The organism is Pseudorhodoferax sp. LjRoot39 (genome assembly GCF_964253035.1).
GTDB lineage: Bacteria > Pseudomonadota > Gammaproteobacteria > Burkholderiales > Burkholderiaceae_C > Pseudorhodoferax.
Genome location: NZ_CAXUQL020000001.1, coordinates 257778 through 282210 on the forward strand (window position 1 = coordinate 257778; position 24433 = coordinate 282210).

23 protein-coding genes are annotated in these 24433 nt (G+C 69.9%); 4 read left to right on the forward strand and 19 right to left on the reverse strand.

Going from position 1 to position 24433, the window contains the following annotated elements; all coding sequences use genetic code 11:
- Positions 1–54 precede the first annotated feature (54 nt).
- The gene (locus tag ACSQ4M_RS01250; RefSeq protein ID WP_436187868.1) at positions 55–945 is read left to right on the forward strand and encodes a LysR family transcriptional regulator; all 891 of its coding nucleotides are present in this window, start codon (positions 55–57) and stop codon (positions 943–945) included.
- Here ACSQ4M_RS01250 and ACSQ4M_RS01255 read toward each other — a convergent pair.
- Positions 937–2100: a CaiB/BaiF CoA transferase family protein gene (locus ACSQ4M_RS01255; protein WP_436187869.1), complete on the reverse strand. Its 1164-nt coding sequence runs from the start codon at positions 2098–2100 to the stop codon at positions 937–939. The genes ACSQ4M_RS01250 and ACSQ4M_RS01255 overlap by 9 nt on opposite strands.
- A 138-nt stretch (positions 2101–2238) precedes the next feature.
- On the opposite strand from ACSQ4M_RS01255, the gene ACSQ4M_RS01260 reads away from it, so the two are divergent.
- On the forward strand, positions 2239–3189 hold the full coding sequence (locus tag ACSQ4M_RS01260; protein ID WP_436187870.1) for a hydroxymethylglutaryl-CoA lyase: 951 nt from the start codon (positions 2239–2241) through the stop codon (positions 3187–3189).
- On the opposite strand, the gene ACSQ4M_RS01265 is transcribed toward ACSQ4M_RS01260, so the two are convergent.
- Positions 3190–4152 (reverse strand): Bug family tripartite tricarboxylate transporter substrate binding protein, encoded by a 963-nt coding sequence (locus ACSQ4M_RS01265; RefSeq protein WP_436187871.1) that lies wholly within the window; start codon positions 4150–4152, stop codon positions 3190–3192.
- A 315-nt stretch (positions 4153–4467) separates the two neighbouring features.
- On the opposite strand from ACSQ4M_RS01265, the gene ACSQ4M_RS01270 reads away from it, so the two are divergent.
- Together ACSQ4M_RS01270 and ACSQ4M_RS01275 are read left to right on the forward strand one after the other, a co-directional pair.
- Positions 4468–6129: an L-lactate permease gene (locus ACSQ4M_RS01270; RefSeq protein ID WP_436187872.1), complete on the forward strand. Its 1662-nt coding sequence runs from the start codon at positions 4468–4470 to the stop codon at positions 6127–6129.
- Between the two features lie 205 nt (positions 6130–6334).
- The gene (locus ACSQ4M_RS01275; RefSeq protein ID WP_436187873.1) at positions 6335–7486 is read left to right on the forward strand and encodes an alpha-hydroxy acid oxidase; all 1152 of its coding nucleotides are present in this window, start codon (positions 6335–6337) and stop codon (positions 7484–7486) included.
- 98 nt (positions 7487–7584) lie between these two features.
- Here the strand turns inward: ACSQ4M_RS01275 and ACSQ4M_RS01280 are convergent, their stop codons facing one another.
- From ACSQ4M_RS01280 to argB, 17 genes are all read right to left on the reverse strand, one after another.
- Complete coding sequence (locus tag ACSQ4M_RS01280) at positions 7585–9327, reverse strand: sensor domain-containing diguanylate cyclase (RefSeq protein WP_436187874.1); 1743 nt, start codon at positions 9325–9327, stop codon at positions 7585–7587.
- 195 nt (positions 9328–9522) lie between these two features.
- Entirely contained in the window at positions 9523–10299 is a 777-nt protein-coding gene (locus ACSQ4M_RS01285) for an enoyl-CoA hydratase/isomerase family protein (RefSeq protein ID WP_436187875.1), read from the reverse strand.
- Positions 10300–10312: 13 nt separating this feature from the next.
- Entirely contained in the window at positions 10313–11110 is a 798-nt protein-coding gene (locus ACSQ4M_RS01290) for an SDR family oxidoreductase (protein ID WP_436187876.1), read from the reverse strand.
- 189 nt (positions 11111–11299) lie between these two features.
- A complete protein-coding gene (locus tag ACSQ4M_RS01295; protein ID WP_436187877.1) occupies positions 11300–12283 on the reverse strand; it encodes a Bug family tripartite tricarboxylate transporter substrate binding protein in 984 nt (327 codons plus the stop codon).
- 22 nt (positions 12284–12305) lie between these two features.
- Positions 12306–13955, reverse strand: a complete 1650-nt coding sequence (locus tag ACSQ4M_RS01300; protein ID WP_436187878.1) for a long-chain-fatty-acid--CoA ligase — start codon at positions 13953–13955, stop codon at positions 12306–12308.
- A complete protein-coding gene (locus ACSQ4M_RS01305) occupies positions 13952–15115 on the reverse strand; it encodes an acyl-CoA dehydrogenase family protein (protein ID WP_436187879.1) in 1164 nt (387 codons plus the stop codon). The genes ACSQ4M_RS01300 and ACSQ4M_RS01305 overlap by 4 nt, the downstream gene beginning before the upstream one ends.
- Positions 15112–15933: an SDR family NAD(P)-dependent oxidoreductase gene (locus ACSQ4M_RS01310; RefSeq protein ID WP_436187880.1), complete on the reverse strand. Its 822-nt coding sequence runs from the start codon at positions 15931–15933 to the stop codon at positions 15112–15114. Before ACSQ4M_RS01310 ends, ACSQ4M_RS01305 begins: the two co-directional genes overlap by 4 nt.
- A gap of 17 nt (positions 15934–15950) precedes the next feature.
- A complete protein-coding gene (locus ACSQ4M_RS01315; RefSeq protein WP_436187881.1) occupies positions 15951–16367 on the reverse strand; it encodes a MaoC family dehydratase in 417 nt (138 codons plus the stop codon).
- 10 nt (positions 16368–16377) lie between these two features.
- Positions 16378–16821, reverse strand: a complete 444-nt coding sequence (locus tag ACSQ4M_RS01320; protein WP_436187882.1) for a MaoC family dehydratase N-terminal domain-containing protein — start codon at positions 16819–16821, stop codon at positions 16378–16380.
- A 2-nt stretch (positions 16822–16823) separates the two neighbouring features.
- Positions 16824–18008 carry a lipid-transfer protein gene (locus ACSQ4M_RS01325; protein ID WP_436187883.1) on the reverse strand — a complete coding sequence of 395 codons (1185 nt, stop codon included), beginning with the start codon at positions 18006–18008 and terminating at the stop codon, positions 16824–16826.
- 163 nt (positions 18009–18171) lie between these two features.
- Positions 18172–19197 carry an AraC family transcriptional regulator gene (locus ACSQ4M_RS01330; protein ID WP_436187884.1) on the reverse strand — a complete coding sequence of 342 codons (1026 nt, stop codon included), beginning with the start codon at positions 19195–19197 and terminating at the stop codon, positions 18172–18174.
- A 78-nt stretch (positions 19198–19275) separates the two neighbouring features.
- Positions 19276–20277, reverse strand: a complete 1002-nt coding sequence (locus tag ACSQ4M_RS01335) for a tripartite tricarboxylate transporter substrate binding protein (protein WP_436187885.1) — start codon at positions 20275–20277, stop codon at positions 19276–19278.
- 129 nt (positions 20278–20406) lie between these two features.
- Positions 20407–20820, reverse strand: a complete 414-nt coding sequence (locus ACSQ4M_RS01340; protein ID WP_436187886.1) for a PaaI family thioesterase — start codon at positions 20818–20820, stop codon at positions 20407–20409.
- Positions 20820–22340 carry an AMP-binding protein gene (locus tag ACSQ4M_RS01345; RefSeq protein WP_436187887.1) on the reverse strand — a complete coding sequence of 507 codons (1521 nt, stop codon included), beginning with the start codon at positions 22338–22340 and terminating at the stop codon, positions 20820–20822. The genes ACSQ4M_RS01340 and ACSQ4M_RS01345 overlap by 1 nt, the downstream gene beginning before the upstream one ends.
- Before the next feature lie 2 nt (positions 22341–22342).
- Positions 22343–22660: a PaaI family thioesterase gene (locus tag ACSQ4M_RS01350; RefSeq protein ID WP_436187888.1), complete on the reverse strand. Its 318-nt coding sequence runs from the start codon at positions 22658–22660 to the stop codon at positions 22343–22345.
- A gap of 158 nt (positions 22661–22818) precedes the next feature.
- Entirely contained in the window at positions 22819–23484 is a 666-nt protein-coding gene (gene slmA / locus ACSQ4M_RS01355) for a nucleoid occlusion factor SlmA (protein WP_436187889.1), read from the reverse strand.
- Between the two features lie 20 nt (positions 23485–23504).
- Positions 23505–24413: an acetylglutamate kinase gene (gene argB, locus ACSQ4M_RS01360; RefSeq protein WP_436187890.1), complete on the reverse strand. Its 909-nt coding sequence runs from the start codon at positions 24411–24413 to the stop codon at positions 23505–23507.
- Between the last annotated feature and the right edge of the window lie 20 nt (positions 24414–24433).

The window sequence follows — 24433 nt, forward strand, 5'->3', positions numbered from 1 at the left end:
GCCGTCGCCGGGCTTCTATGATCCCGCTTCCCCCACTCCCCGCAGACCTTGCCGGTGCGACTGAACCTCTATTCGCTGCAGCTCTTCGTCGCCGTGGTCGAGGAAGGCACGATCGCCGCGGCCGCCGAGCGCGAACACATCGCAACCTCCGCGCTCAGCAAGCGCATCTCCGAGCTCGAACGCCAGGTCGGCACGCCGCTCCTGATCCGCCGCGCGCGCGGTGTCGAGCCGACCGAAGCCGGCCGCAACCTGGCGCGCGGCGCGCGCCAGCTGCTGCACAACGCCGAGGGCCTGGCCGACACCATCCTGGAGCAGGCCAGCGGCGCCGCCGGCCATGTGCGGCTGGCCGCCAACCTGTCGTCCATCACGCAGTTCCTGCCGGGCGACCTGGCCCGCTTCACGCGGCTGCACCCGCGCGTGCAGATCGACCTGGAGGAGCGCGTGAGCTCGGTCGTCACGCGGCTGGTGCTGGACAACGCGGCCGACATCGGCATTTTCACGAGCGCGCTGGACCTGCAGGGCCTCACGGTGTTCCCGTACCGGCGCGACCGCATGGTGCTGGTGCTGCCGGCCGCGCACCCGCTGGCCGGCCACCGCGCGCTGGCCTATGCCGACACGCTGGAATACGACCAGGTCGGCATGCACCGCGGCAGCGCCGGCAACGAGATGCTGATGCGCGCGGCCACGGCCGCCAACCTGCCGCTGCGCATGCGCTTCCAGGTGACCTCGTACGACGCGATGGTCGCCATGGTCAAGGCCGGCTTCGGCGTGGGCGTGATGCCCGGCGACGCGATGGCGCTGTACGCGGGCGATGGCCTGGCCACCATCGCGCTGACCGACGGCTGGGCACAACGCGAACTCAAGATCTGCGTGCGCGCGGGCGATGGCCTGCACAGCGCGGGCCGGCTGCTGCTGGCGCACCTGCAGGCGGCCGCACTATCTTGAGACGGCCGCAATCTCGGCCGCGCTGAGCCCAGCCTCGCGCAGCACCTCGGCCGTGTGCGCGCCCGCATCCGGCGCCGGCCGCCGCACGGCGCAGGGCGCCTCGGAAAACTTGACCGGAAAGCCGTTCATGCGCACTGCGCCGTGGCCCGGGTGCTCCACCTCCAGCACCATCTGCTGCGACAGCACCTGCGGGTCGCTGTAGACCTCGGCCAGGTTCATGACCGTGCCGCAGGGCACGCCGGCCGCGTTGAGCGTGGCGATCCAGTGCGCCTTGTCGTGGCGCGAGACGGCCACGTTCACGTGCGCATTGATCGCTGCGCGGTGCTGCACGCGCAGCGCGTTGGTGGCGAAGCGCGGATCCTCGCGCAGGTGCGTGAGGTCCAGCGCCTGCAGCAGCTTCTGGTAGACCGCGTCGTTGGATGGCGCCACCGCGATCTCGCCATCGCTGGCCGTGAACAGGCCGTAGGGCGCCACCAGCAGATGGTCGTTGCCGGTGGGCACGGGCAGCCTGCCGCTGGCCAGGAAGTCGGCGCTCGCGAACGCGCCGAAGCTGATCAGCCCGTCCACCAGCGAGGCGCCCACGCGCTCGCCCTGGCCCGTGCGCGCGCGCCGCACCAGCGCGGCGGCCGTGCCGAGCGCGGCATAGCAACCCGCGATCAGGTCGCTGATCGGCAGCGTGCTGCGCATGGGCCCGGTGGCGGGCGTGCCGTTCATGCTCATGAAGCCGCTCATGGCCTGGGCGATGAAATCGAAGGCCGGCCGGTCCACATAGGGGCCGGACTGGCCGAAGCCGCTCACGCTGGTGTGCACGATGCCCGGGGCCAGCGCGCGCAGTTGCGCCCAGCCCAGGCCCATGCGCTCCATCACGCCCGGGCGGAAGTTGTCGACCACCACGTCGGCGCCCGCGATGAGCCGGCGCAGCGCGGCCATGCCGGCCTCGGACTTGAGGTCCAGCTGCACCGAGCGCTTGTTGCGGTTGAACGAGGCGAAGTACCAGCTCATGCCGTCGACGATCTCGCCCTGGGCGCGCACCGGGTCGCCCTCGGGTGCCTCGATCTTGACGACGTCGGCCCCCATGTCGGCGAGCAGCATGGTGCAGAACGGGCCGGAGAGGATGCGCGTCAGGTCGATGACGCGGATGCCGCTCAACTGCATGAAGAAATCTCCTGTGTCTGAAGCAGGCGCGATCTTGCAGCCTGCACAGCGCCCACGCATCGCATTTGGCGATGCCGCCCTGCCCATCGGCCAAGCCTGCGCCCGCCCGCGCCACTATGCTGAGCGCAGGAGATCCGCATGCCCACCCCACCCACCTACCCCTCCCAGGTCCGCATCACCGAGGTCGGCCTGCGCGACGGACTGCAGTCCGAGGCCGCGTTCGTGCCCACCGCCACCAAGGTCGCGCTGCTGGAGCGGCTCATGGACGCCGGCGTGCGCCACTTCGAGGCCACCTCCTTCGTCTCGCCGCGCGCCGTGCCGCAGCTGCGCGACGCTGGCGAACTGCTGGCCACGGTGCGGCGCCGCCCGGGCGTGCAGCTGTCGGTGCTGGCGCCCAACCGCAAGGGCGTGGAGCGCGCGCTGGCCGCCGATGCCGACGAGGCCGTGGTGTTTCTCTCGGCCTCCGAGACGCACAACCGCAAGAACCTGAACCGCAGCGTCGCCGACTCGCTGCAGGACATGCGCGAGATCGCCGACATCGCGCGCGGCGCGCCCCTGCGCCTGCACGGCGCCATCGCCTGCGCCTTCGGCTGCCCGTTCGAGGGCGATGTGGCGCTGGACCAGATCGAGGCCATTGCCCATGAGTTCGCCGAACTCGGCTTCTCCGGCCTCACGCTGGGCGACACCACGGGCATGGCCACGCCGCCGCTGGTGCGCGCCACGGTGGAGCGCCTGGCCGCGCGCGTGCCGCAGCTGCCCGTCGCGCTGCACTTCCACAACACGCGCGGCCTGGGGCTGGCCAATGTGATGGAAGGCCTGGCATTGGGCATCACACGCTACGAATCAGCGCTGGCCGGCACGGGCGGCTGCCCGTTCGCGCCCGGCGCCACGGGCAACGTCTGCACCGAGGACACCGTGCACCTGATGGAACAGCTCGGCATCGCCACCGGCATCGACCTGGATGCGCTGTGCGAAGCCGCGCGCGAACTCGAGCGCGTGCTCGGCCGCACTCTGCCGGGCCAGGTCATGCGCGCCGGCGCGCGGCTGCGGCGCTACGCGGCGGAAGCCCAGGCCGCCGCCGTCGGCTGACTATTCGAGCTGGATCTTCGCCGCCGCGATCACCTCGCGCCACTGCGCGATGTCGGCGGCCAACCGCTCGCCCAGCGCCTGCGGCGTGCCGGGCCGCACCTCGCCGCCCTGGGCCTGGATGGCGGCCTGCACCTCGGGCATCTGCAGCATCTTGTGCAGCGCGGCGTTGAGCTGGGCCACCACGGGGGCGGGCACGCCGGCCGGCGCGAACACGGCATACCAGACGTTGACGTCGAAGTCCTTGACGCCGCTCTCGGCAATCGTCGGCACGTCCGGCAGGATGGGACTGCGCCGCGCTGAACTCACGGCCAGCGGCCGCAGCTTGCCGGCCTGCACCTGCGACAGCGCGGATGGGATGGACGACGACAGCAGCGTCACCTGCCCGCTCACCACGTCGACCAGCGCCGGCGCCGAGCCCTTGTACGGGATGTGCTGCATCTTGGCGCCCGCACGCAGCTGGAACAGTTCGCCCACCAGGTGCGAGACGGTGCCGTTGCCGGCCGAAGCGAAGGTGATGCGGCCGGGCTCGCGCGCGGCGGCCACCACATCGGCCAGCGTCTTGTAAGGCGAGGCGGACGAGGTGAGCAGGATGATCGGGAAGTCGGCCACGTTGATGACGGGCTGCAGGTCGCGCTGCGGCTGGTACGGCAGGCTCCTGTAGAGCAGCGGCGCCACGCCCAGGTTGTCGAGCTGGCCCAGCAGCAGCGTGTGGCCACTGGCTTCAGCCTTGGCCGCCTCGGCCACGCCGATGGTGCCGCCGGCGCCGGCCTTGTTGTCGGGCACCACGGTCCAGCCCGTGGACTCGGCCAAGCGCATGGACACGGTGCGCGCGATGAAATCGGTGCCGCCGCCCGGCGGGAACGGCACAAGCATGCGGATCGGCTTGCTCGGAAAGGCCTGCGCGCGCGCCGGCATGGCGGCGGCCAGCGCCAGCGCGCTGGTCAGCAGTTGTCTGCGGTCCATGGTGTCTCCTCGTTGTCGTGGCCGGGGGATTGCTCTTGCCCCCGGGCTGGACCATGATCCCGGCCTGCACCGGTCACTGCGTGCATTTTTTTCGGCCATGCATCGCGCAGCGCGACGGCACCAGCCGACTGACACGGCGCTGACAACCATGTCATCCGTCCGCGTGAAAAACCTTCACAAGCCCGCCGCGGGCATTTCACACCCCGCAGCGACCGCGCCCCCTACAGTCCGACGCGCCGTGCACCGCGCACCCGGGCGAGCGCCGCCCCACGCCCTGTTCACAACCACTTTTTCAATACCAGCAGGAGACCCGCCATGACCTGGCAGCAGATTTACGACCCCTTCGGCAACATGTTCCTATCGACCGCGCTCGCGGCGATTCCCGTGATCGTGATGCTCGGCGCCCTCGGCTTCTTCCACATCAAGGCCCACATCGCCGCCGGCATGGGCCTGGTCGCCGCGCTGGTCGTGGCCGTGTTCGCCTACGGCATGCCGGCCGACATGGCCGGCCGCGCCGCCATGCTGGGCGGCTTCACGGGCCTGCTGCCCATCGGCTGGATCGTGCTGAACATCATCTTCCTGCACCAGCTGACCGAGCAGAACGGCAGCTTCAAGGTGCTGCAGGACTCGCTCTCGGGCATCACCGAGGACCGCCGCATCCAGCTGCTGCTGATCGCGTTCTGCTTCGGCGCGTTCTTCGAGGGCGCGGCCGGCTTCGGCACGCCCGTGGCCGTGACGGCCGCCATCCTGATCGGCCTGGGCTTTTCGCCGCTGGCCGCCTCCGGCCTGTCGCTGATCGCGAACACCGCGCCCGTGGCCTTCGGGGCGCTGGGCACGCCGGTCATCACGCTGGCCCAGGTGCATGGCTACGACCTCATGGAAGTCACAGCCATGATCGGCCGCCAGTTGCCCTTCTTCTCGCTGCTGGTGCCGTTCTGGCTGATCTGGGCCTTCGCCGGCCGCAAGGGCATGCTGGAGATCTGGCCCGCGGTCCTCGTCACCGGCCTGTCCTTCGCGATCCCGCAGTACCTGGTGTCCAACTTCATGGGCCCGGAACTGGTGGACATCATCGCCGCCATCGTCTCCATGCTCAGCCTGGTCGCCTTCCTGCGCGTCTGGCAACCGAAGAAGGTCTGGACCTCGCCGGCCATGCGCGGCCGCGACCCCAGCGCCGCCGAGGCCAAGCCGCCGCAACCTGTGGTGCGCCACTCCAAGGAGGCGCTGGTCGCCGCCTGGACGCCCTGGGCCATCCTGTCGATCTTCGTGTTCGTCTGGGGTCTGCCGCCCGTCAAGGCCTGGCTCAACGGCATCTTCGCGCCCAAGTTCCCGATCGAGGGCCTGCACAACCTGATCATGAAGGTGCCGCCTGTCGTGACCACGCCGCACCCCGAGGCCGCCGTCTACACGCTGAACCTGCTGTCGGCCACCGGCACGGGCATCCTGCTGGCGGCCATCGTCAGCGCGCTGGTCATGAAGTACAACCCGGTCGCCATCGTGCGCACCTTCTGCAAGACCTTCTGGCTGGTGCGCTACTCGCTGCTGACCATCGTGCTGATGCTGGCCCTGGGCACGCTCACGCGCTTCTCGGGCACCGACACCACGCTGGGCCTGGCCTTCGCCAACACCGGCGTGCTCTATCCCTTCTTCGGCACGCTGATGGGCTGGATCGGCGTGGCGCTGACGGGCTCGGACACGGCCTCGAACGTGCTGTTCGGCGGCATGCAGAAGGTCGCGGCCGAGCAGCTGGGCCTGTCGCCCAACCTCATGGGCGCGGCCAACAGCTCGGGCGGCGTGATGGGCAAGATGATCGACGCACAGTCCATCGTCGTGGCCTCCACGGCCACGCGCTGGTTCAACAAGGAAGGCGAGATCCTGCGCTACGTGTTCTTCCACTCGATCGCGCTGGCCTGCCTGGTGGGCCTGTACGTGACCATGCAGGCCTACGTCTGGCCGTTCACCCTCATGGTCGTGAAGTGAGGCCACCCCCGTTTGAACTTCTCACTGCGTGTAGAAGTTCCATCCCCCCTCAAGGGGGCGCCGCCAGCGGCCGGGCAAAGCCCGTTCCGCGGCGTCTGCTGGCATGGCCTGCTCCGCGGCCCTTCGCCCCGCGTCGTGCCAGCGCCTCCGCATGCCGGCAACCAACCATTCCGCACGCTGGACACGCAACAGAGAAAATCAGGCCATGACCGTCATCACCACCATCGAGGACCTGCGGGTCCTGGCCGAAAAGCGCGTGCCGCGCATGTTCTACGACTACGCCGACTCCGGCTCGTGGACCGAAGGCACCTACCGCGCCAACGAGGCCGACTTCCACAAGATCAAGCTGCGCCAGCGCGTGGCCGTGAACATGGAAGGCCGCAGCACGGCCACCACCATGGTCGGCCAGGCGGCCAAGATGCCCGTGGCCATCGCGCCCGTGGGCCTGACGGGCATGCAGCATGCCGACGGCGAGATCCACGCGGCGCGCGCGGCCGAGAAGTTCGGCATCCCGTTCACGCTGTCGACCATGAGCATCTGCTCCATCGAAGACATCGCCGAGAACACCACTGCGCCGTTCTGGTTCCAGCTCTACATGATGCGCGACCGCAAGGCCATGGCCCGCATGATCGAGCGCACCAGGGCGGCCAAGTGCAGCGCGCTGGTGCTGACACTGGACCTGCAGGTGATCGGCCAGCGCCACAAGGACCTGAAGAACGGGCTGACCGCGCCGCCGCGGCCCACGCTGCGCAACATCGTCAACCTGGCGACCAAGCCGCGCTGGTGCCTCGGAATGCTGGGGACGAAGCGGCACACCTTCCGCAACCTGGTGGGCCATGTGGAAGGCGTGTCGGACATGCGCTCCCTGTCGTCCTGGACCAACGAGCAGTTCGACCCGCGCCTGTCCTGGGCCGACATCGCCTGGGTCAAGGAGCAATGGGGCGGCAAGCTGATCCTGAAGGGCATCATGGTGCCCGAGGACGCGGAACTGGCCGCGCAGGCCGGCGCCGACGCCATCGTGGTCAGCAACCACGGCGGCCGCCAGCTCGACGGTGCGCCCAGCAGCATCGCGGCGCTGCCGGACATCGTCAGCGCGGTGGGCAGCCGCACCGAGGTCTGGATGGACGGCGGCATCCGCAGCGGCCAGGACGTGCTCAAGGCCTGGGCCCTGGGCGCGCGCGGCACCATGATCGGCCGCGCCATGGCCTACGGCCTGGGCGCCATGGGCGAGGCCGGCGTCACCAAGGCGCTGCAGATCCTGCACAAGGAGCTGGACGTGACCATGGCCTTCTGCGGCCACACCAACATCCAGAACGTGGACCGCAGCATCCTGCTGCCGGGCACGATTCCCGGCTGAGGCGCGCCACGACACTGGCGTGACGCTCTGCCCGGCCGCTGGCGGCGCCCCTGGGCGATGGGACTTCTACACGAAGTGAGAAGTCCAAACGGGGTGGTTCAAAACAGCGAGCCGTGCACGCTCACCTGGTCCCGGCCGGCCTGCTTGGCCGCGTACATGGCCTGGTCGGCACGCTGCAGCACGGTGTCGAAACCGGAGTCTCCCGCCTCGACGGTGCTGACGCCGAAACTGGCCGTGCAGCGCAGCGCCTGGCCTTCGAACGCGCCGCGCCAGTCGGCAATGAGTTCGCGCAGGCGCTCGGCGGTGCGCTGGGCGTCCAGCGGCTGCACCTCGGGCAGCAGCACCGCGAACTCCTCGCCACCGATGCGCGCCAGAAAGTCCACCTCGCGCACCGCACAGCGCACGATGCCGGCGACGGCGCAAATCACCATGTCGCCCGCCGCATGCCCATGGGTGTCGTTGACCTGCTTGAACAGGTCGATGTCGAACACCAGCACGGCCAGCGGGTGTCCGTAGCGCCGCGCGCGCAGGAATTCGCGCTCGGCCACCTCCTGGAACGAGCGCCGGTTGGCCACGCCGGTCAGCGCGTCCAGCCGCGCCAGCTGCTCGGCCTCGTCGCGCGCCCGCGCCAGTTCGGCCGTGCGCTCCTGCACCTGCTGCTCCAGCCGGATGTTGGCCTTCTCCAGCTGGAACGAAGCCTGCAGGCGCTGGCGCGTGGCCTGCGCCTGCGCCGCGCGGCGCTGCTGGTGCAGCAGGTTGATGCGGTCGGCCAGGGCCAGCGAGAGCAGCACCACGTCGACGAGGATGCCGAACTCGGCCGCGTGGAAGTGGACGAAGGTGTAGGGCAGGAAGCCGCTGACCGTCAGCGCGGTGACGAAGCTGCCCGTGAGGCTGGCCATCGTGGCGAGCACGAAGAAGCGCGCCGCGCGGTAGCCGCGCAGCCAGGCGCGCAGGCCGGCGGTCAGGATCAGCGGCGTGCCCAGGAAGATGAAGTACACGGGCGCCGCGTTGTAGGCCACCAGGTCGCCCGACAGCGACACCACCCCCCAGGCCACCAGCGTCAGCGCGAGGTAGGCCTGCATCACCCGGTGCACGCGCGGCGTGCGCTGGCGCGACTCCAGGAACTGCATCGAGAACCACAGCGCCATGACCTGGAAGCCGAAGATGAAGGGCGTGTGAGCCCAGTTGCTCCAGCGCGGCGACTCGGGCCAGAAGTACTGGTAGGCGAAGCCGTTGTAGGCCGCGTTCATCAGAAAGAACGACAGCAGGTAGGCGCAGTAGGCCAGGTAGTTGCGGTCGCGCGTGGACGTCCAGATGAAGGCGTTGTAGAGCACCATCACGGCCAGGATGCCGTAGAACATGCCGTAGTAGGCCGACCAGCGCCGGTCGCTCTCGTGGAAGGCCTTGAGCTCCCAGAGCTCCATGGGCGTCATGAAGGCCTGCGTGCTGGTGATGCGCAGGTAGTAGGTGTGCGGGCCGGGTGCGACCGGCAGACTGAGCACGAACTGCGGCGCGTCGACCTCGCGTTCGCCGAACGGCAGCGTGTCGCCGAAGCGGCGGTGGGTGGTCTGGCCGTCCGCCCCGGGCGCGTACAGGTCCACGGTGTCCAGCCAGTTGGTGCGCAGCACCAGCAGCCGCGCCAGCGTGGCGGTGCCGGGGTTGTCCAGCGTGAAACGGAACCAGTAGGCGGACGAGGTAAAGCCGAAGCTGGACAGGCCGCCCGTGGGTGGCGCGAAGCGCTGGCCGCGCACCGCCTCCAGCGTCAGCTGGCCCGTGGGGTCTTCGAGCACCTCCACGGCCTCGCGCAGCACCACCTGGCCCTGCCCGGGCACGACCTGCACGGCCTGGGCCCACGCCGCGCCGGCACACAGCCACAGACAGACTCCCCACAGCCACCCCAGAGCCCTGCACATCAATCGATCGGCACCCGGACGCCCGCACGACAACGGGCGCCCCATTGCGCACCGCCCCACGGCAAAGCGGCGCATTGTCGCAGCGCCCGCGCAACAGTCTGTACGCCGAATGGCGCGCTGCGCCTACTCCGGCCAGGAGAACCTGGGCGGGCGCTTCTGCAGGAAATCCTGGATCGCGCTCTTGTGCTCGGGCGAGCCCATGGCCAGGGCCTGGGCGTCGGCCTCCAGGCTCAACTGTCCGACCAGGTCGCCCGTGGACGCGCAGGCGCGCTTGATCAGGCTCACCGCCATGGGCGAGGCGCCCTCGAAGCTCCGGGCCAGCGCCAGCGCGCGCGGCAGCAGCTGGTCGGCCTCGACCACTTCCATCGCGATGCCCAGGCGCAGGGCTTCGTCGGCCTTGACCTCGCGCGCCGACAGCATGAGCTCGCGCGCACGCTGCGGACCGACGACGCGCGGCAGCGTGTAGAAGATGCCGCAGTCCGGCACCAGGCCGACCTTCAGGAAGGACACGCTCATGCGCGCGCGCGGCGTGGCGATCAGGAAGTCACCGGCCAGCGCCAGGCCGAAGCCCGCGCCGTAGGCAGCGCCATCGACCGCGCAGATCACCGGCTTGTCCAGGCTCAGGAGCTTGGCCAGCCAGCCGTGCAGCAGGTGCAGGCGGTCACGCCAGCCGGCGTTGTCCAGTCCGGCGTTGGCGATGTTGCGCAGGTCGCCGCCCGAGCAGAAATGCCCGTTGGCGCCCGTGATGACCAGCGCGCGAATGCCCGTGTCGGTGCGCACGCGCTCGACCACCTCGGCCACCTCCACGCGCATCTCCGGCGAGAGCGCGTTGCGCACGGGTGCGTCGTCCAGCGTCAGGATGGCGGTGGCGCCCTGTTGTTCGAAACGGATCCTGCTCATCGCTGCTCCTCGCTCATTGCGGGCTCGCGCCCAGGTCGCGACCACCCGGCAGCGAGCTGCCGCCGTCCACGTTCAGGATGGCGCCGGTCACGTAGCTGGCCAACGGCGAGGCCAGCACCATCGCCATGTTGGCGATCTCCTGCGTGCTGCCCATGCGGCCCAGCGGCACGGAATCGGTGACCCGCTTCTCGGCCGCGGCGTCGGGCGCGAGGCGCCTCATGCCCTCGGTTCCGGCGATGGGGCCGGGCACCAGCGAGTTCACGCGGATGCCGTCCGCCCCCCACTCCATGGCCAGCACGCGCACCATCATGTCCAGCCCGGCCTTGGCCGCGCAGACATGGGCCTGCAGTTTGGTCGGGTTGGCGGCCTGCGGCGCCGAGATGTTCAGCACCGAGGCGCCGGGCTTGCGCAGGAATTCGTAGGCCGAGCGCACCACGTTGAAGCCGCCGATCAGGTCGATGTCGACCACGGTCTTGAAGCCTTTGGGCGACATGCCCAGCGCCGGCGCGACGAAGTTGCCGGCCGCGCCCGAGACCAGCACGTCGATGGGGCCGAAGCGCTCGTGCGCGGCGCGCAGTGCGGCCTCGATGGCCTCGGGCTCGCGCACGTCGGCGCTGTAGCCCTCGGCCTCGCCACCGTGGGCACGCAGCTGCGCCACGGCGCCCGCGATGCGCTCGGCCGAGCGGCTGGCGATCGCCACCTTGGCCCCGGCCTGTGCGAAGGCATCGGCGATGGCCAGGTTGATGCCGGAGGAGCCGCCCGCCACGAAGACGTGGTGGCCCTTGAAGTCGAAAGGATGGGATTGAGACATGTCAGTGATCCATTGGCAGGCACACGGCCCGCATCGCACGAAACCGGCACGCAAGCCGCTGCTCGAGAGGCCGCGGAGCAGGCCATGCCAGCAGACGCCGCGGAACGGGCTTTGCCCGGCCGCTGGCGGCGCCCCCTTTGAGGGGGTATCGAACTTCTACACGCAGTGAGAAGTTCAAACGGGGTGGGCTCATTGATCTATCTTGATGTTGGCTTCGCGGATGACGCGGCCCCAGATGTCCAGGTCGCGGCGCATCTCCTTGGCGAATTCGGCAACGGGTTCGCCGCCCGGCAACAGGCCCAGCTCCTCCAGGCGCTTGCGCACCTCGGGCTGCGCCAGGATAGCGTTGAGTTCGTCGGACAGCTTCTTGGCGATCGCCGGCGGCGTGCCGGCTTGCGTGAACAGCGCGAACCAGCCATAGGGCTCGAAGGACTTGTAGCCCAGCTCGGTGAATGTCGGCGCGTTGGGCGCCAGCGGCGAGCGGCGCGCGCCCGTCACGCCCAGCACCTTCACGCGGCCGCCGTTGACCTGGGCCGCGGCCGTGGTCGCGTCCAGGAAGCCCACCTTGACCTGGCCGCCCAGCAGGTCGGCCATCAGCGGGCCGGCGCCCTTGTAGTGCGCGATGGACAGGTCCAGGCCGGCCTGCTGGTTGAGCATCGCCGCGTGGATGTGGCCCGAGGTGCCGTTGCCGTAGGAGCCCAGCGCGTAGGTGCGCGGGTCGGCCTTGGCCAGCTTGACGAATTCCTCGACCGTGTTGGCCGGCACGTCGCGGTGCACCAGCAACAGGTCGGCCGAACGCGCCGCCACGGCCAGCGGCTGGAAGTCCCGGAGCAGGTCGTAGGGCAGCTTGGGCATCAGCGCCGGGTGCTGCACCATGACCGTGATCGCCATCAGGATGGTGTAGCCGTCGGCCGGTGCCTTGGCCACCATGTCGTTGCCGATCACGCCGCCCGCGCCGGGCTTGTTCTCCACGACGACCGTGGCCTTCCAGTTCTCGCCGAGCTTGGTGGCCATCAGCCGGCCGATGGTGTCGGTGCCGCCGCCCGGTGCGTAGGGCACGACCATGCGCAGCGGCTTGTTCGGAAAGTCCTGCTGCGCCAGCGCCGGCAGGCCGGTGAGGGCGAACGTGGTGAAGGCCAGGGCCTGGCGGCGCGTGATGTCGGTCTTGTGCATGGTCTTGTCTCCGTGGAATGTTTTACGAACGTGCGAAGGCTTCCTGGATCTCGCGCCAGGCCACCTTGCCGGTGTTGGATTTGGGCAGGGCCACGCGGAACTCCACCGCGCGCGGGGCCTTGTACACCGCCATGCGCTCACGGCACCAGGCGATCAACCCTGCCTCGTCGAGCGCCTGGCCGGGCCGCAGCACCACCACCGCGCAGACGGCCTCGCCCTGCTTGGCGTCGGGCCGCGCGACGATGCAGGCCTCGTGGATGGCCGGGTGCTCGTACAGCATGCTCTCCACCTCGGCCGGCCAGACCTTGTAGCCGCTCACGTTGATCATGCGCTTCAGGCGGTCGCGCATGAAGAAGTAGCCGTCGGCGTCCATGCTGGCGAGGTCGCCGGTGCGGAAGTAGCGCTGGCCGTCGATCTCCAGGAAGGCCGCGCGGTTGGCTGCATCGTCGCGCCAGTAGCCCTGCATGACCTGCGCGCCGCGGCTGACCAGCTCGCCGGTCTCGCCTGGCGGCAGCTCAGCCAGCGTCTCGGGGTCGACGATGCGCGAGTCCACGCCGAAGGTCGGGATGCCCAGGCACTGGCGCTTGCTGGCCGCCAGCGGGTTGCAGTGCAGGAAGGAGGCCGTCTCGGTCAGGCCGTAGCCCTCGATGTAGGTGATGCCGAAGCGCTCCTTGAGCATGCTAGAGACGGCTTCGGGCATGGCCGCGCCGCCGCCGTTGAGCATGGCCAGGCTGGACAGGTCGCGGCGCTGTGCCTCGGGATGCGCGAAGAAGTCGATCAGCATGGCCGGCGGCGAGGCCCAGACCGAGACGCGGTAGCGCTCGATGAGTGAGGCCGCGGCAGCAGCGTCCCAGCGCGCGAGCATGACCACGGTGGCGCCCTGCCAGACCGGCATCAGCAGCGCGTTCTGCATGCCCAGCAGGTGGAACATGGGCGCCACGCCCAGCACCACGGATTCGGCGTGCAGGTTGCGCCACAGGCAGGCGCCCACGGCAGAGGCGATCAGGCTCGCGTGCGTGTGCATGCAGCCCTTGGGCCGGCCCGTGGTGCCCGAGGTGTAGGGCAGCGCGGCGAGGTCGCCGGACTGGCCCTGCACGGGCGTGGCGGGTGCGCCCGCCAGTGCCTCGGTCCAGGCCACGCAGCCGGCCTGCGCCAGTGGCTGCCGCGGCGCACGCACGACCTCGGGCACGCGGAGTTCAGTCGGCGCCGTCAGCGCGTCGGCGTAGCAGATCACCACCACCTCGCGCAGCGCGCCACGCGCGAGCGCGGGCTGCATGGCCGGCAGCAGCTCCTGCGCCGCGATGGCGTGGCGCGCGCCGCTGTCTTCCAGGTAGTGGTCGACCTCGCCGGCCGTGCACATGGCATTGACGGGCACGATGACCGCGCCGCAGCACTGCACGGCGAAGAAGCCGACCGCGAACTGCGGGCAGTTCTGGCTCATCAGCAGCACGCGGTCGCCCTTGGCGACACCGGCGCGCTGCAGGTGGCCGGCCAGCGCTTCGACCTGGCGCAGGTACTCGGCATAGGTCAGCACGCTGTCGTAGTAGACGATGGCGGGCCGCTGCGGGTAGCGCGCAGCGCTGGTCGCCAGGTTGGCGAACAGCGTGGTCTGCGGCACGGCCAGCGCGTGCGGGAAGCCGCGCGGCCAGTGCTGGAACCAGGCCCTGCTCATTGGTTTTCCATGGCCCGGGCGATGATTTCCTTCATCACCTCGTTGGCGCCACCGTAGATGCGGGCCACGCGCACGTCGGTGTACATGCGGGCGATGGGGAACTCCTGCATGTAGCCGTAGCCGCCGTGCAGCTGCAGGCACTCGTCCACCACCTCGCAGGTGGCCTGGCTGATCCACCACTTGGCCATGGCCGCGGTGGGCACGTCGAGTTCGTTGCGGGCCAGGCGGGCCACGCAGTCGTCGACGAAGCTGCGCGCAAAGCTCGCCTTGGTCTGGCACTCGGCCAGCTTGAAGCGCGTGTTCTGCAGGTGCAGCAGCGTGTCGCCGAAGATCTTGCGGTCGCGCGTGTAGGCCAGCGTGTCGTCCACGGCGCGCTGCATGATGGCGGCGTTGCCGATGGCCAGCAGCAGGCGCTCGCGCGGCAGCTGCATCATGAGGTGGGCGAAGCCCTTGCCTTCTTCGCCACCGAGCAGGTTGGCCTGCGGCACGCGCATGTCGTCGAAGAACAGCTCCACCGTGTCCTGGCCCTGCTGGCCGATCTTCTCGAGCAGGCGGCCGCGGCGGAAGCCCTTCAGGTCCTGCGTCTCGATCACGACCAGCGAGACACCCTTGGCCTTGGCCGTCGGATCGGTTTTGACGGCGACGACGATGATGTCGGCGAGCAGGCCGTTGGTGATGAAGGTCTTGGCGCCGTTGACCACGTAGTCGCTGCCGTCCTTGACGGCGCTGGTCGTGATGCGCTGCAGGTCGGTGCCCGCGCCGGGTTCGGTCATGGCCACGGCCGCCACGGTCTCGCCGCGCGCGATGCCGGGGATCCAGCGCTTCTTCTGCGCCTCGGTGCCATAGGCCAGCAGGTAGTGCGCGACGATGCCGCTGTGCACGTTGATCGAGAAGCTGTTGACCAGCGCGCGCATCTGCTCCTCGCAGACCACGGCCTCGTGCAGGAAGGAACCGCCGCCACCGCCGTACTCTTCGGGCACGCCCGCGCAGAGCAGGCCCAGTTCGCCAGCACGGCGCCAGATGGCGCGGTCCACGTGGCCCTGCTCCTGCCACTTCTTCTGGTGGGGCACGCACTCGGTCTCGAAGAAGCGGCGCGCGGTGTCGCGCACCATCTGCAGCTCGTCGGTCATCCAGGGCCGTGCAACGGCGCCGAACGTCATGGCCGGCCTCCGCCGCAAACGAGCACTTGCCCGCTCACGTAGTTGGATTCAGGAATGCAGAACATGTACACGGCACCAGCCGCTTCTTCCGGCGTGCCGCCACGGCCCAACGGGATCGTGGCCTCAGCAGCCTTCAGGCGATCGGGCTGCACGCCCACTGCGATGGTGCGGCCGCCGATGTCCACACTGGCTTCGCCGGCCGTGAGCGGCTGCGTCAGCCGCGTCTGGATCAGCCCGAAGGCCACGCTGTTGACGTTGACCTTGTAGCGCCCCCACTCCTTGGCCATGGCCTTGGTCAGGCCGTTGATGCCGGCCTTGGCGGCGGCGTAGTTGGCCTGGCCCGCGTTGCCGTACACGCCCGAGGTGGACGAGATGTTGACGACCTTGCGGAACACGGGTGCATCGGCCTCTTTCTTCGCAGCCTCGCGGATGAAGTCGGACGCGGCGCGCAGGATGCGGAAGGGCGCGGTCAGGTGCACGGCCAGGATGTCTTCCCATTGCTGGTCGCTCATCTTCTGGATCACGTTGTCCCAGGTGTAGCCGGCGTTGTTGACGATGATGTCCACACCGCCGAATTCCTTCAGCGCGGTGGCGACGAAGCGCGTGCCGAAGTCGGCATCGGTCACGCTGCCCACGCAGGCCACGGCCTGGCCGCCGGCCGCGCGGATGGCGGCCACGGTTTCCATGGCGGGCGCTTCGTCCAGGTCGTTGATGACCAGGCGCGCGCCTTCGGAGGCGAGCTTCATGGCGATGGCGTTGCCGATGCCGCGGCCGGAGCCTGAGACCAGGGCGACTTTGTCTTGGAGCTTCTGGATCATGTCTTGTCTCGTTGGAATCAGGAAAGGGCGATCACGGCATCGCCGGCCAGCTTGGCCTGGCCGTTCTGGTCGGTGGTGGACAGTTCGACGCGCACGCGGCGCTCGCCGTCCTGCTCGAACTTCTCGGTCACCCGGCCTTCGCAGCGAACCTTGGCGCCCACCTGCGTGATCGCGACGAAGCGCACGCCGTACTCGCGCAGCGCGCTCTGCGGCACCCAGTTGGTCAGCAGCCGGCCCAGGTAGGCCATGGACAGCATGCCGTGCGCGAACACGTCGCCGACACCGGCAGCCTTGGCGAAGTCGGTGTCCACGTGGATGGGGTTGTGGTCGCCGGAGGCGCCGCAGTACAGCGCCAGCGTGAGGCGCGAGATGGCCTCGGTCTCGAAGGCCGGCAGTGCGTCGCCCACCTCGATCTGTTCGTAGGAAATCGTCATTTGTTGTTCCTCACGCGTTTCTCATCACGGTCACACCCTTGAGGTCGGCCACGTGCTCGCCGCGCTGGTTGGTCACGCGCGTCACCCGCACGACGAACTCCAGCGCCCCGCCCTTCTTGTCGTAGATGTCCTCGATGCGCTGCTCGAAGGTCAGCTGGTCGCCGGCATAGGCCGGGCGGTGGTAGACGAAGCGCTGCTCGCCATGCAGCAGGCGGCGGTAGTCCAGGCCCAGCAGGTTGCGCAGCGCGGCCGGGTCGGGCGACTCCATCTCCAGGCAGAACAAAAAGGTTGGCGGCACGGGCAGCGTGGGGTGGCCGGCATCGCGCGCGGCCGACTCATCGCTGTAGACCGGGTCCGCCTGGCCCGTGGCCTTGGCGAAGAAGCGCAGGCGCGAGGCTTCCACGGCGACCGTGAAGGCCGGCTGGGTGTGGCCGATGTATTTCTTGTCGATCATGTTCAGCCCCGCTCGTACAGGGTGACCACGCAGGCGCCGCCCAGGCCCAGGTTGTGCTGCAGCGCGAGGCGCGCACCTTCCACCTGGCGCTGGTCGGCTGTGCCGCGCAGCTGGTGCGTGAGCTCGTAGCACTGGGCCAGGCCCGTGGCACCGAGCGGGTGGCCCTTGGACAAGAGGCCGCCCGAAGGGTTGGTCACGACCTTGCCGCCGTAGGTGTTGTCGCCGTCCAGGATGAACTTCTCGGCCGTGCCTTCGGGCGTCAGGCCCAGGCCTTCGTAGGTGATGAGTTCGTTGGCCGTGAAGCAGTCGTGCAGCTCGACCACGTCCACATCCTCCGGGCCCACGCCGGCCGCCTCGTAGACCTGCTTGGCAGCGGCGGCCGTCATGTCGTAGCCGACCACGCGGCGCATGTCGCCGCTGTCGAAGGTGCTGGGCGTGTCGGTGGTCATGGACTGCGCCGCGATACGCACCTTGAGCGCGATGCCATGCTTCCTGGCGAACTCTTCCGAGCAGACGATGGTGGCGGCCGCGCCGCAGGTGGGCGGGCAGCACTGCAGGCGCGTGAGCGGGTCGAACACTGCCGGCGAGGCCATGACTTCTTCGAGCGTCACGGTGTCGCGGAACACCGCGAGCGGGTTGCGCGCGGCGTGCTGGCGCGCCTTGACCGAGATGCGGCCGAAGGTGTCGGGCCGGATGCCGTACTGCTTGATGTAGTCACGCCCGGCGCCGCCGAAGAACTGGGCCGCGCGCGGGGCGGTGGGCAGGGTGCCTTGCAGCTGGTTCATGGTCTCGGCGAAGCGGGCCATGGGCGAGGGACGGTCGTCGTAGGCGCCCTTGAGCGCGCCCGGCACCATCTGCTCGAAGCCCAGCGCGATGGCGCATTCGGCCACGCCGCTCTCCACGGCCTGGCGCGCCAGGTACAGGGCGGACGAGCCGCTGGAGCAGTTGTTGTTGAGGTTGAACACCGGGATGCCCGACAGGCCCACACCGTAGATGGCAGCCTGGCCCGCGGTGGAGTCGCCGTAGACGTAGCTCACGTAGGCCTGCTGCACGCTGTCGTAGGGCACGCCGGCGTCCTTGAGCGCGAGCTCGGCCGCGCGCGCGCCCATCACGGTGTAGGGCTCGCTCTTGCCGGGCTTGGTGAAGGGGATCATCCCGACGCCGGCGACGTAGACATTGCGTTTCATGTTGTCTTCCTCTGGTTGCAGCGGACCGATGGCGAGCGGCAGGCACGCGACCGGAACTGCGGGGAAGTCTAGGGATGGGGATGGGCAACGCCCATGGCCGAAGCGATGGACCGCATTGGCCCGAACGCTCAAAAAAGCAGGGACCGGGGGTTAACCCGGGGCCTCAGGACAGGCGTTCCTGCCGGTAGGCGCCGGGCGCCAATCCGGTCCAGCTCTTGAATGCGCGGTGGAAGGTGCTGGCCTCGGAAAAGCCGAGCCGCCCGGCGATCTCGGGCAGCGTGAGGCCCGGCTGCGTGAGGTAGTCGATGGCGGCGTCGCGCAACAGGTCGTCGCGGATCGCGCGAAAGCCCGCGCCCTCCTCGCGCAGCCGGCGGCGCAGCGTCTGCGGCGTCATTGCGAGCTGCGCGCCCACCTCCTCGAGCGAAGGCATGGGCCCACCCAGGTGGCGGCGCAGCAGGCGACGGATGCGCTCGGCCAGGCTGCTGTCGTCGCGGTACTTGAGCAGCAGGCTGGCCGGCGCCTGGGCCAGGAAGCCCGCGAGGCTCTCGGGCGTCTGCACGATGGGCAGGCTGAGCCAGCGGGCCTCGAAGCGCCAGCCGGTGCGCAGGCCGTAGTGCGGCGGTGCCTGGAACAGCTGCGGCGCGTCGCCCGGCTGGTCTGCCTCCTTGCACCGCAGGTCCACCGCCAGCAGCGGCAGCCGCCGCGCCACCAGCCAGCACACCAGGCCATAGCCCAGGAAGCCGAAGCAGCGCATCGCATATCCCAGCGGCTCGTCGACCGGTGCACGCGGTGCCAGCGACATGCTGGCCACGCCCTCGCGCACCTGCAGCCGCGGCGTGAAGTCGGACAGCAGCAAGCGGTAGTGGCGCAGGCCTGCGCGCAGGGCCTCCTCCAGAGTGCGGCAGCCCACCGCAAGCCGGCACACGGCCTCGAAACTGCCCAGCGGCAGCGGCCGGCTGCACAGGCCCCAGAGCTCGTCGCGCAGGCGGTGCCGCAACTGGAAGATCAACGCGGCGTACTGCGCCTGGCTCACGCGCGAGAGCGGCGAGCCCAGCAGTTCGGGCGGGATGCCGGCGCGCTGGAGCAGGGCTTCGCAGTCCAGGCCGGAGCGCCGTGCACCCAGCACGATCTGCCGGACCTGGCCGATGGGAATGGTCTGCCGCGTGGTGCCGCTGGAGGAAGGAGACATGGGATCGCGGCAAATTGTAGGAGCGCGCTACCCGCCTTCCTGTCGCATCCGTGGCCCGGCGCGGCCGGCGCAGGCTGGCTACTCCGGCTTGAAGCCGATCTCGTCGAGCATCTGCTTTTCGCGCGCGTACTGCGCAACGGCGTACTGGCGGTAGGCCTCGCCGCCGATGTTCCAGGGCGCCAGGTCGAAGTCGTCGACGATGCGGCGGTAGGTCGGGTCCTGGACGGCCTTCTGGAAGGCGGCTTCCAGCTTTGCGCGCACGGCCGGGGCCATGTTCTTCGGCGCGACGATGCCGAACGGTGACTGGACGACGAGGTCATGGCCCAGTTCGCGCAGCGTGGGCACGTTGGACCACTGGGCCAGGCGCTGCTCGGTGAAGGTGGCCAGCACGCGCAGCTTGCCGCTGCGCGCCATGGCGCCGAAGCCAGGGTCGCCATAGACGTCCAGGTGCCGGCCGACCACGGCGGTCAGCTGCTCGTTGCCGCCCTTGAACGGGATGAAGTTGAACCGGGCGCCCGTGGCGCGCGCGAGCCGCTCGCCGTAGATGCGGTTGGCGCTGATGGCGCCCACGTTGCCCCAGCTGATCTGGCCCGGGCGGGCCTTGGCGTCGGCCAGCAGATCGGCCAGGGTCTTCCAGGGCGCATCGGCCGCGACCGCGATGCCGGTGGTCAGGTTGTTCAGACCCATGAGGTAGCTGAAGTCGGTGCGCGGGTCCCAGGCCACCTTGTTCATGTGCGGCCAGCGGATCACGGAGTTGTGCATCACGCCGAGCAGGTAGCCGTCGGCATCGCCCATGCTGGTCAGGCTGGAGACGCCCGTCACGCCACCCGCGCCTGCGCGGTGCATGAGCACGATGGGCTGGCCCAGGTCCCTGGCCGCGGCCTCGGCCAGCGCGCGCAGCACGGCGTCGAACATGCCACCGGCCGGGAACGGCAGCTGCAGCTGGATGGGCTTGTTCGGGAAGTTGCTGCTGGCCAGGGCCGGCGTGCCGAGTGCGCTGGCGGCTGCGGCGGCAAGGCCGGCGCGCAGCACCGCGCGGCGCGCGATGGACGTGGTGGGGGCGTGGGATGCGATGGGCATGGCTGTCTCCTTGCGGCCTCGAACGGGGCCGGGTGCTATTGAAAAGAACTCGCCGGCAAGACTGGAGGCGGCCGGCCCGCCGGGGTATGGCCGATTCGTCGAAGGACGATGGCCGTATCGACCAAACGCTCAGGCGCTGGGCAAGGGCAGGTAGCGGAACGAGCCCATGCTGCGGGCCACGCAGCGGCCCTCGTCGTCGCGCACCTCGGCGCGGCACTGCACGGTGTCGCCGTCGTCGGCGATGGCCAGGGCCTCGCCATCGGCCGTGAGCCGGCCGCGGCCGGGCTGCAGGTAGCTGATGTTGAGGTCCAGCGTGACGGCGGTGCGCGCGAAGCCGGTCCTGGACACGGCCGCGCTGGCCATGACCACATCGAGCAGCGTGGCGACCACGCCGCCGTGCATGGCGTGGATCGGGTTCTCGAGTTCGCGCCGCGCATCGACCACCAGGCGCGCGCGGCCGCCCTCGGAGAATTCGCGGCGGATGCCCAGCAGCTGCGAGAAGGGCACGGTGTTGTACAGCCGCAGGCTCTCGGCGGCGTCCATCAGCGGGCCTTGGCGTGCTCGGCACGCAGCTGGGTCTTGAGCACCTTGCCTGCGGCCGACAGCGGCAGTGCGGCCGTGAAGGCCAGGCTGCGCGGGCACTTGTAGCCGGCCAGCTGCGTGCGGCAATGGGCCTGGATCGCGCTCGCCAGTTCGGCGCTCTCGGCCACTCCCGGGCGCAGCACCACGACCGCGTGCACGGCCTCGCCCCAGCGCGCATCGGGCACGCCGATGACGGCGGCATCGATGACATCGTCGTGGCCGCGCAGCGCGGCCTCGACCTCGCCCGAGTACACGTTCTCGCCGCCGCTGATGATCATGTCCTTGAGCCGGTCGGCGATGAAGATGAAGCCGTTCTCGTCCATGCGGCCGCCGTCGCCCGTGTGCAGCCAACCGTTGCGCAGGGCCTGGGCCGAAACCTCGGGCAGCTTCCAGTAGCCGCTGGTGACCATGGGGCCGCGGATGATGATCTCGCCGACTTCGCCACGCGGGCAGTCGCGCTCCTCGGGATCCACGATGCGGATCTCCGCGCCCAGCCCCGCGCGGCCGACCGAGCGCAGGCGCTCTGCCGGCGCGCCGCGGCGGTGGTTGGCCGGCAGGTTGATGCAGGCCGCGCCCGAGGTCTCTGTCAGGCCGTAGGCCTGGAAGAACTCGGCATTCGGCCAGGTGGCCAGCGCGCGGTCCAGCAGGTCGGGCGGCATGGGCGCGGCACCGAAGGCGATGCGGTTCAGGCTCTGCACCTTGCCCGCGTCGAAGTGGGGCGCCTCCAGCAGCGCCTGCAGCATGGTGGGCACGACGATGGTGTCGGTGATGCCGTGCGTGAAGATCGCATCGAGCACGACCTCGGCACGGAACTGCGGCATGGTGACCCAGCTGCCGCCCACGATGCTCTGGCCGATGAGCCTGCCCAGGCCCGCCACATGGAACAGCGGCGCGACCAGCAGCGAAACGCTGTCGGGCGCGTTGTTGAGTTCTGCGCCGCGCGTCATCGAGGCCGACCAGAAGTTCAGGTGCGTGAGCATCACGCCCTTGGAGCGGCCCGTGGTGCCGCCCGTGTAGAGGATGGCGGCCAGGGCCTCACCGCCGACGCGCGCGTCGTCCACAGGGGCTGTAGCGGCCGCCTGGGTGGCAAGCTCGGCCATGGGCAGCACCTGGGCCAGGTCGGCCAGCTCGGCGGACGGCGCGGCGAAGCTGGTATCGGCCAGCAGCAGCGGAGCGCCGCAGTCGGCCAGCGCATAGCGCAGCTCGGGCACGCTCCAGCGCGTGTTGAGCGGGCAGGCCACGGCGCCCAGCCACCAGCAGGCCAGCAAGCCCATGACCATGGCGTCATCGTTGGGCGCGAGCAGCGCCACGCGCTCGCCGGGGGCGATGCCGCGTGCGCGCAGCACTGCGGCGCGGCGTGCGACCTGGTCGAGCAGTTGGGCGAAGGTGTAGGCGCGCTCGGCGTCGGGCGCGAGGTGGCGCAGCGCGGTCTTGTCGGGATGGCGTTGCAACGAGCGGTGCAGGCCTTGGGTCAGGTACATCTTCAGGCTCCGGGAGAAGTCGATGGGCGGTAGCGCAGCGTGGCCATGGCGCGCGCCACCAGCTGGCCTGCGGCGTCGCGCAGTTCGGCCTCGCAGAAGCAGACCGAGCGGCCGCCGCCCGTGACCTGGCCTTCGGCCCGCAGGCCGGTGCCGCCGGGCCGCACGAAGCCCAGGTGCAGGTCGATCACGTCGACCGACTGCGCGGCCGGGTTGCGAGCCAATGCGGCTTGGATCAGCGAGGCGTCGAGCAGCGCGATGGCCTGGCTGCGGCTGGTGGCGGCCTGCGGCGCATCGCAGGCGGGGATGGCGAGCATGCTCATGCGGCGAGTGCTTCGGACAGGCGCAGGTGCCGGAAGAGCGGATAGGACATGGTGGGCGCAGTATCTGGAGCGCCCCGCCGACCATCAATGGCGAAATGGCAGCGCCGATTGGCGCAAAGTGACAAAGCCGCCGAACCTCGGGAAATCCCCGAGGCCGGTCAGAGGAGGCGCTGCAGGCTGGCTTCGAGCTGCTCGGTCGGCAGCCGACGGAAGCCCGAGCGCGCGAAGCGTTGCAGGCGGCCGATGGCGAAGGCCGTCAGCACCGAGGCCTGCACGTTAGCGTCCACCGTGGGCGTGGCCGCGCCCTCCCCGGCCAGCGTGGGCCGCAAGCACTGGCGCAGGCTGGACTCGATGCGGTCGAAGAACTGGTTCATGCGGCCCTGCAGCCGCTCGTGCTCGAGCACCAGCGCATCGCCGACCATCACGCGCACCATGCCGGGGTTCTTCTCGCCGAACTGCAGCAGCACGGTCAGGATGCTGCGCGCCTGCTGCGTGCCGCCGGCAGCCTCGTCGGCCGTGATGGCACCGACCAGCTGGAACACACTCTGCTCGATGAATTCGATCAGGCCTTCGAACATCTGGGCCTTGCTCGCGAAGTGGCGGTACAGCGCGGCCTCGCTGACCTGCAGCCGCCCGGCCAGCGCTGCGGTGGTCACGCGCTCGGCGCCGGGCTGCTCGAGCATGGCGGCCAGGGTCTGCAGGATCTGAAGCCGGCGTTCGCCGGGCTTGGGCCGCTTGCGCTGTTCGCGTAGCGCGGCAGCGGCTGCCGAGGCGTCCTCGCCGCCTTCGGACGTTGTGGTCGGCAGGGCGGCGTCTTCGGGCATGCGGCGGTGTCGTCGTGCGCTCAGCGCGCGCGGATCATGGTGCCGTAGGCCTGGTCGGTCAGGATCTCGAGCAGCATCGCGTGGGGCACACGGCCATCGACGATGTGCACGGCGTTGACGCCGCTCTTGGCCGCGTCGATCGCACCGGCCAGCTTGGGCAGCATGCCGCCGGAGATGGTGCCGTCGGCGATCAGCTCGTCGATCTCGCGCGAGGTGAGTTCGGTCAGCAGCGCGCCGGCCTTGTTCAGCACGCCCGGGATGTTGGTCAGCATCATGAGCTTCTCGGCCTGCAGCACGGTGGCCAGCTTGCTGGCCACCACATCGGCGTTGATGTTGTAGCTCTCGTTGTTCTCGCCGAAGCCGATGGGGCTGATGACGGGGATGAACTGGTCGTCCTGCAGCGCCTTGACCACGCTGGGGTCGATGCCGACGATGTCGCCGACCTGGCCCACGTCGTGGAACTTGGTCGGGTCGGCCTGGTCGGCCATCTGCAGCTTCTGCGCGCGGATCAAGCCACCGTCGCGGCCCGTCAGGCCCACGGCCTTGCCGCCGGCCTGGTTGATGAGGCCCACGATGTCCTGCTGCACCTCGCCGGCCAGCACCCATTCGACGACTTCCATGGTCTCGGCGTCGGTCACGCGCATGCCCTGGATGAACTGGCCGGTCTTGCCCAGGCGCTTGAGCGCGGTCTCGATCTGCGGGCCGCCGCCGTGCACGACCACGGGGTTCATGCCGACCAGCTTGAGCAGCACCACGTCTTCGGCGAAGTCGGCCTGCAGGGCCGGATCGGTCATGGCGTTGCCGCCGTACTTGATGACGATGGTCTTGCCGTGGAACTTGCGGATGTACGGCAGGGCCTGGGCCAGGATCTCGGCCTTGTCGCGCGGCGCGATGGCGGACAGGTCGGGCTCGGTGGGGGCGGCGGTCATGGCGGGCACTCCGGAGGCTG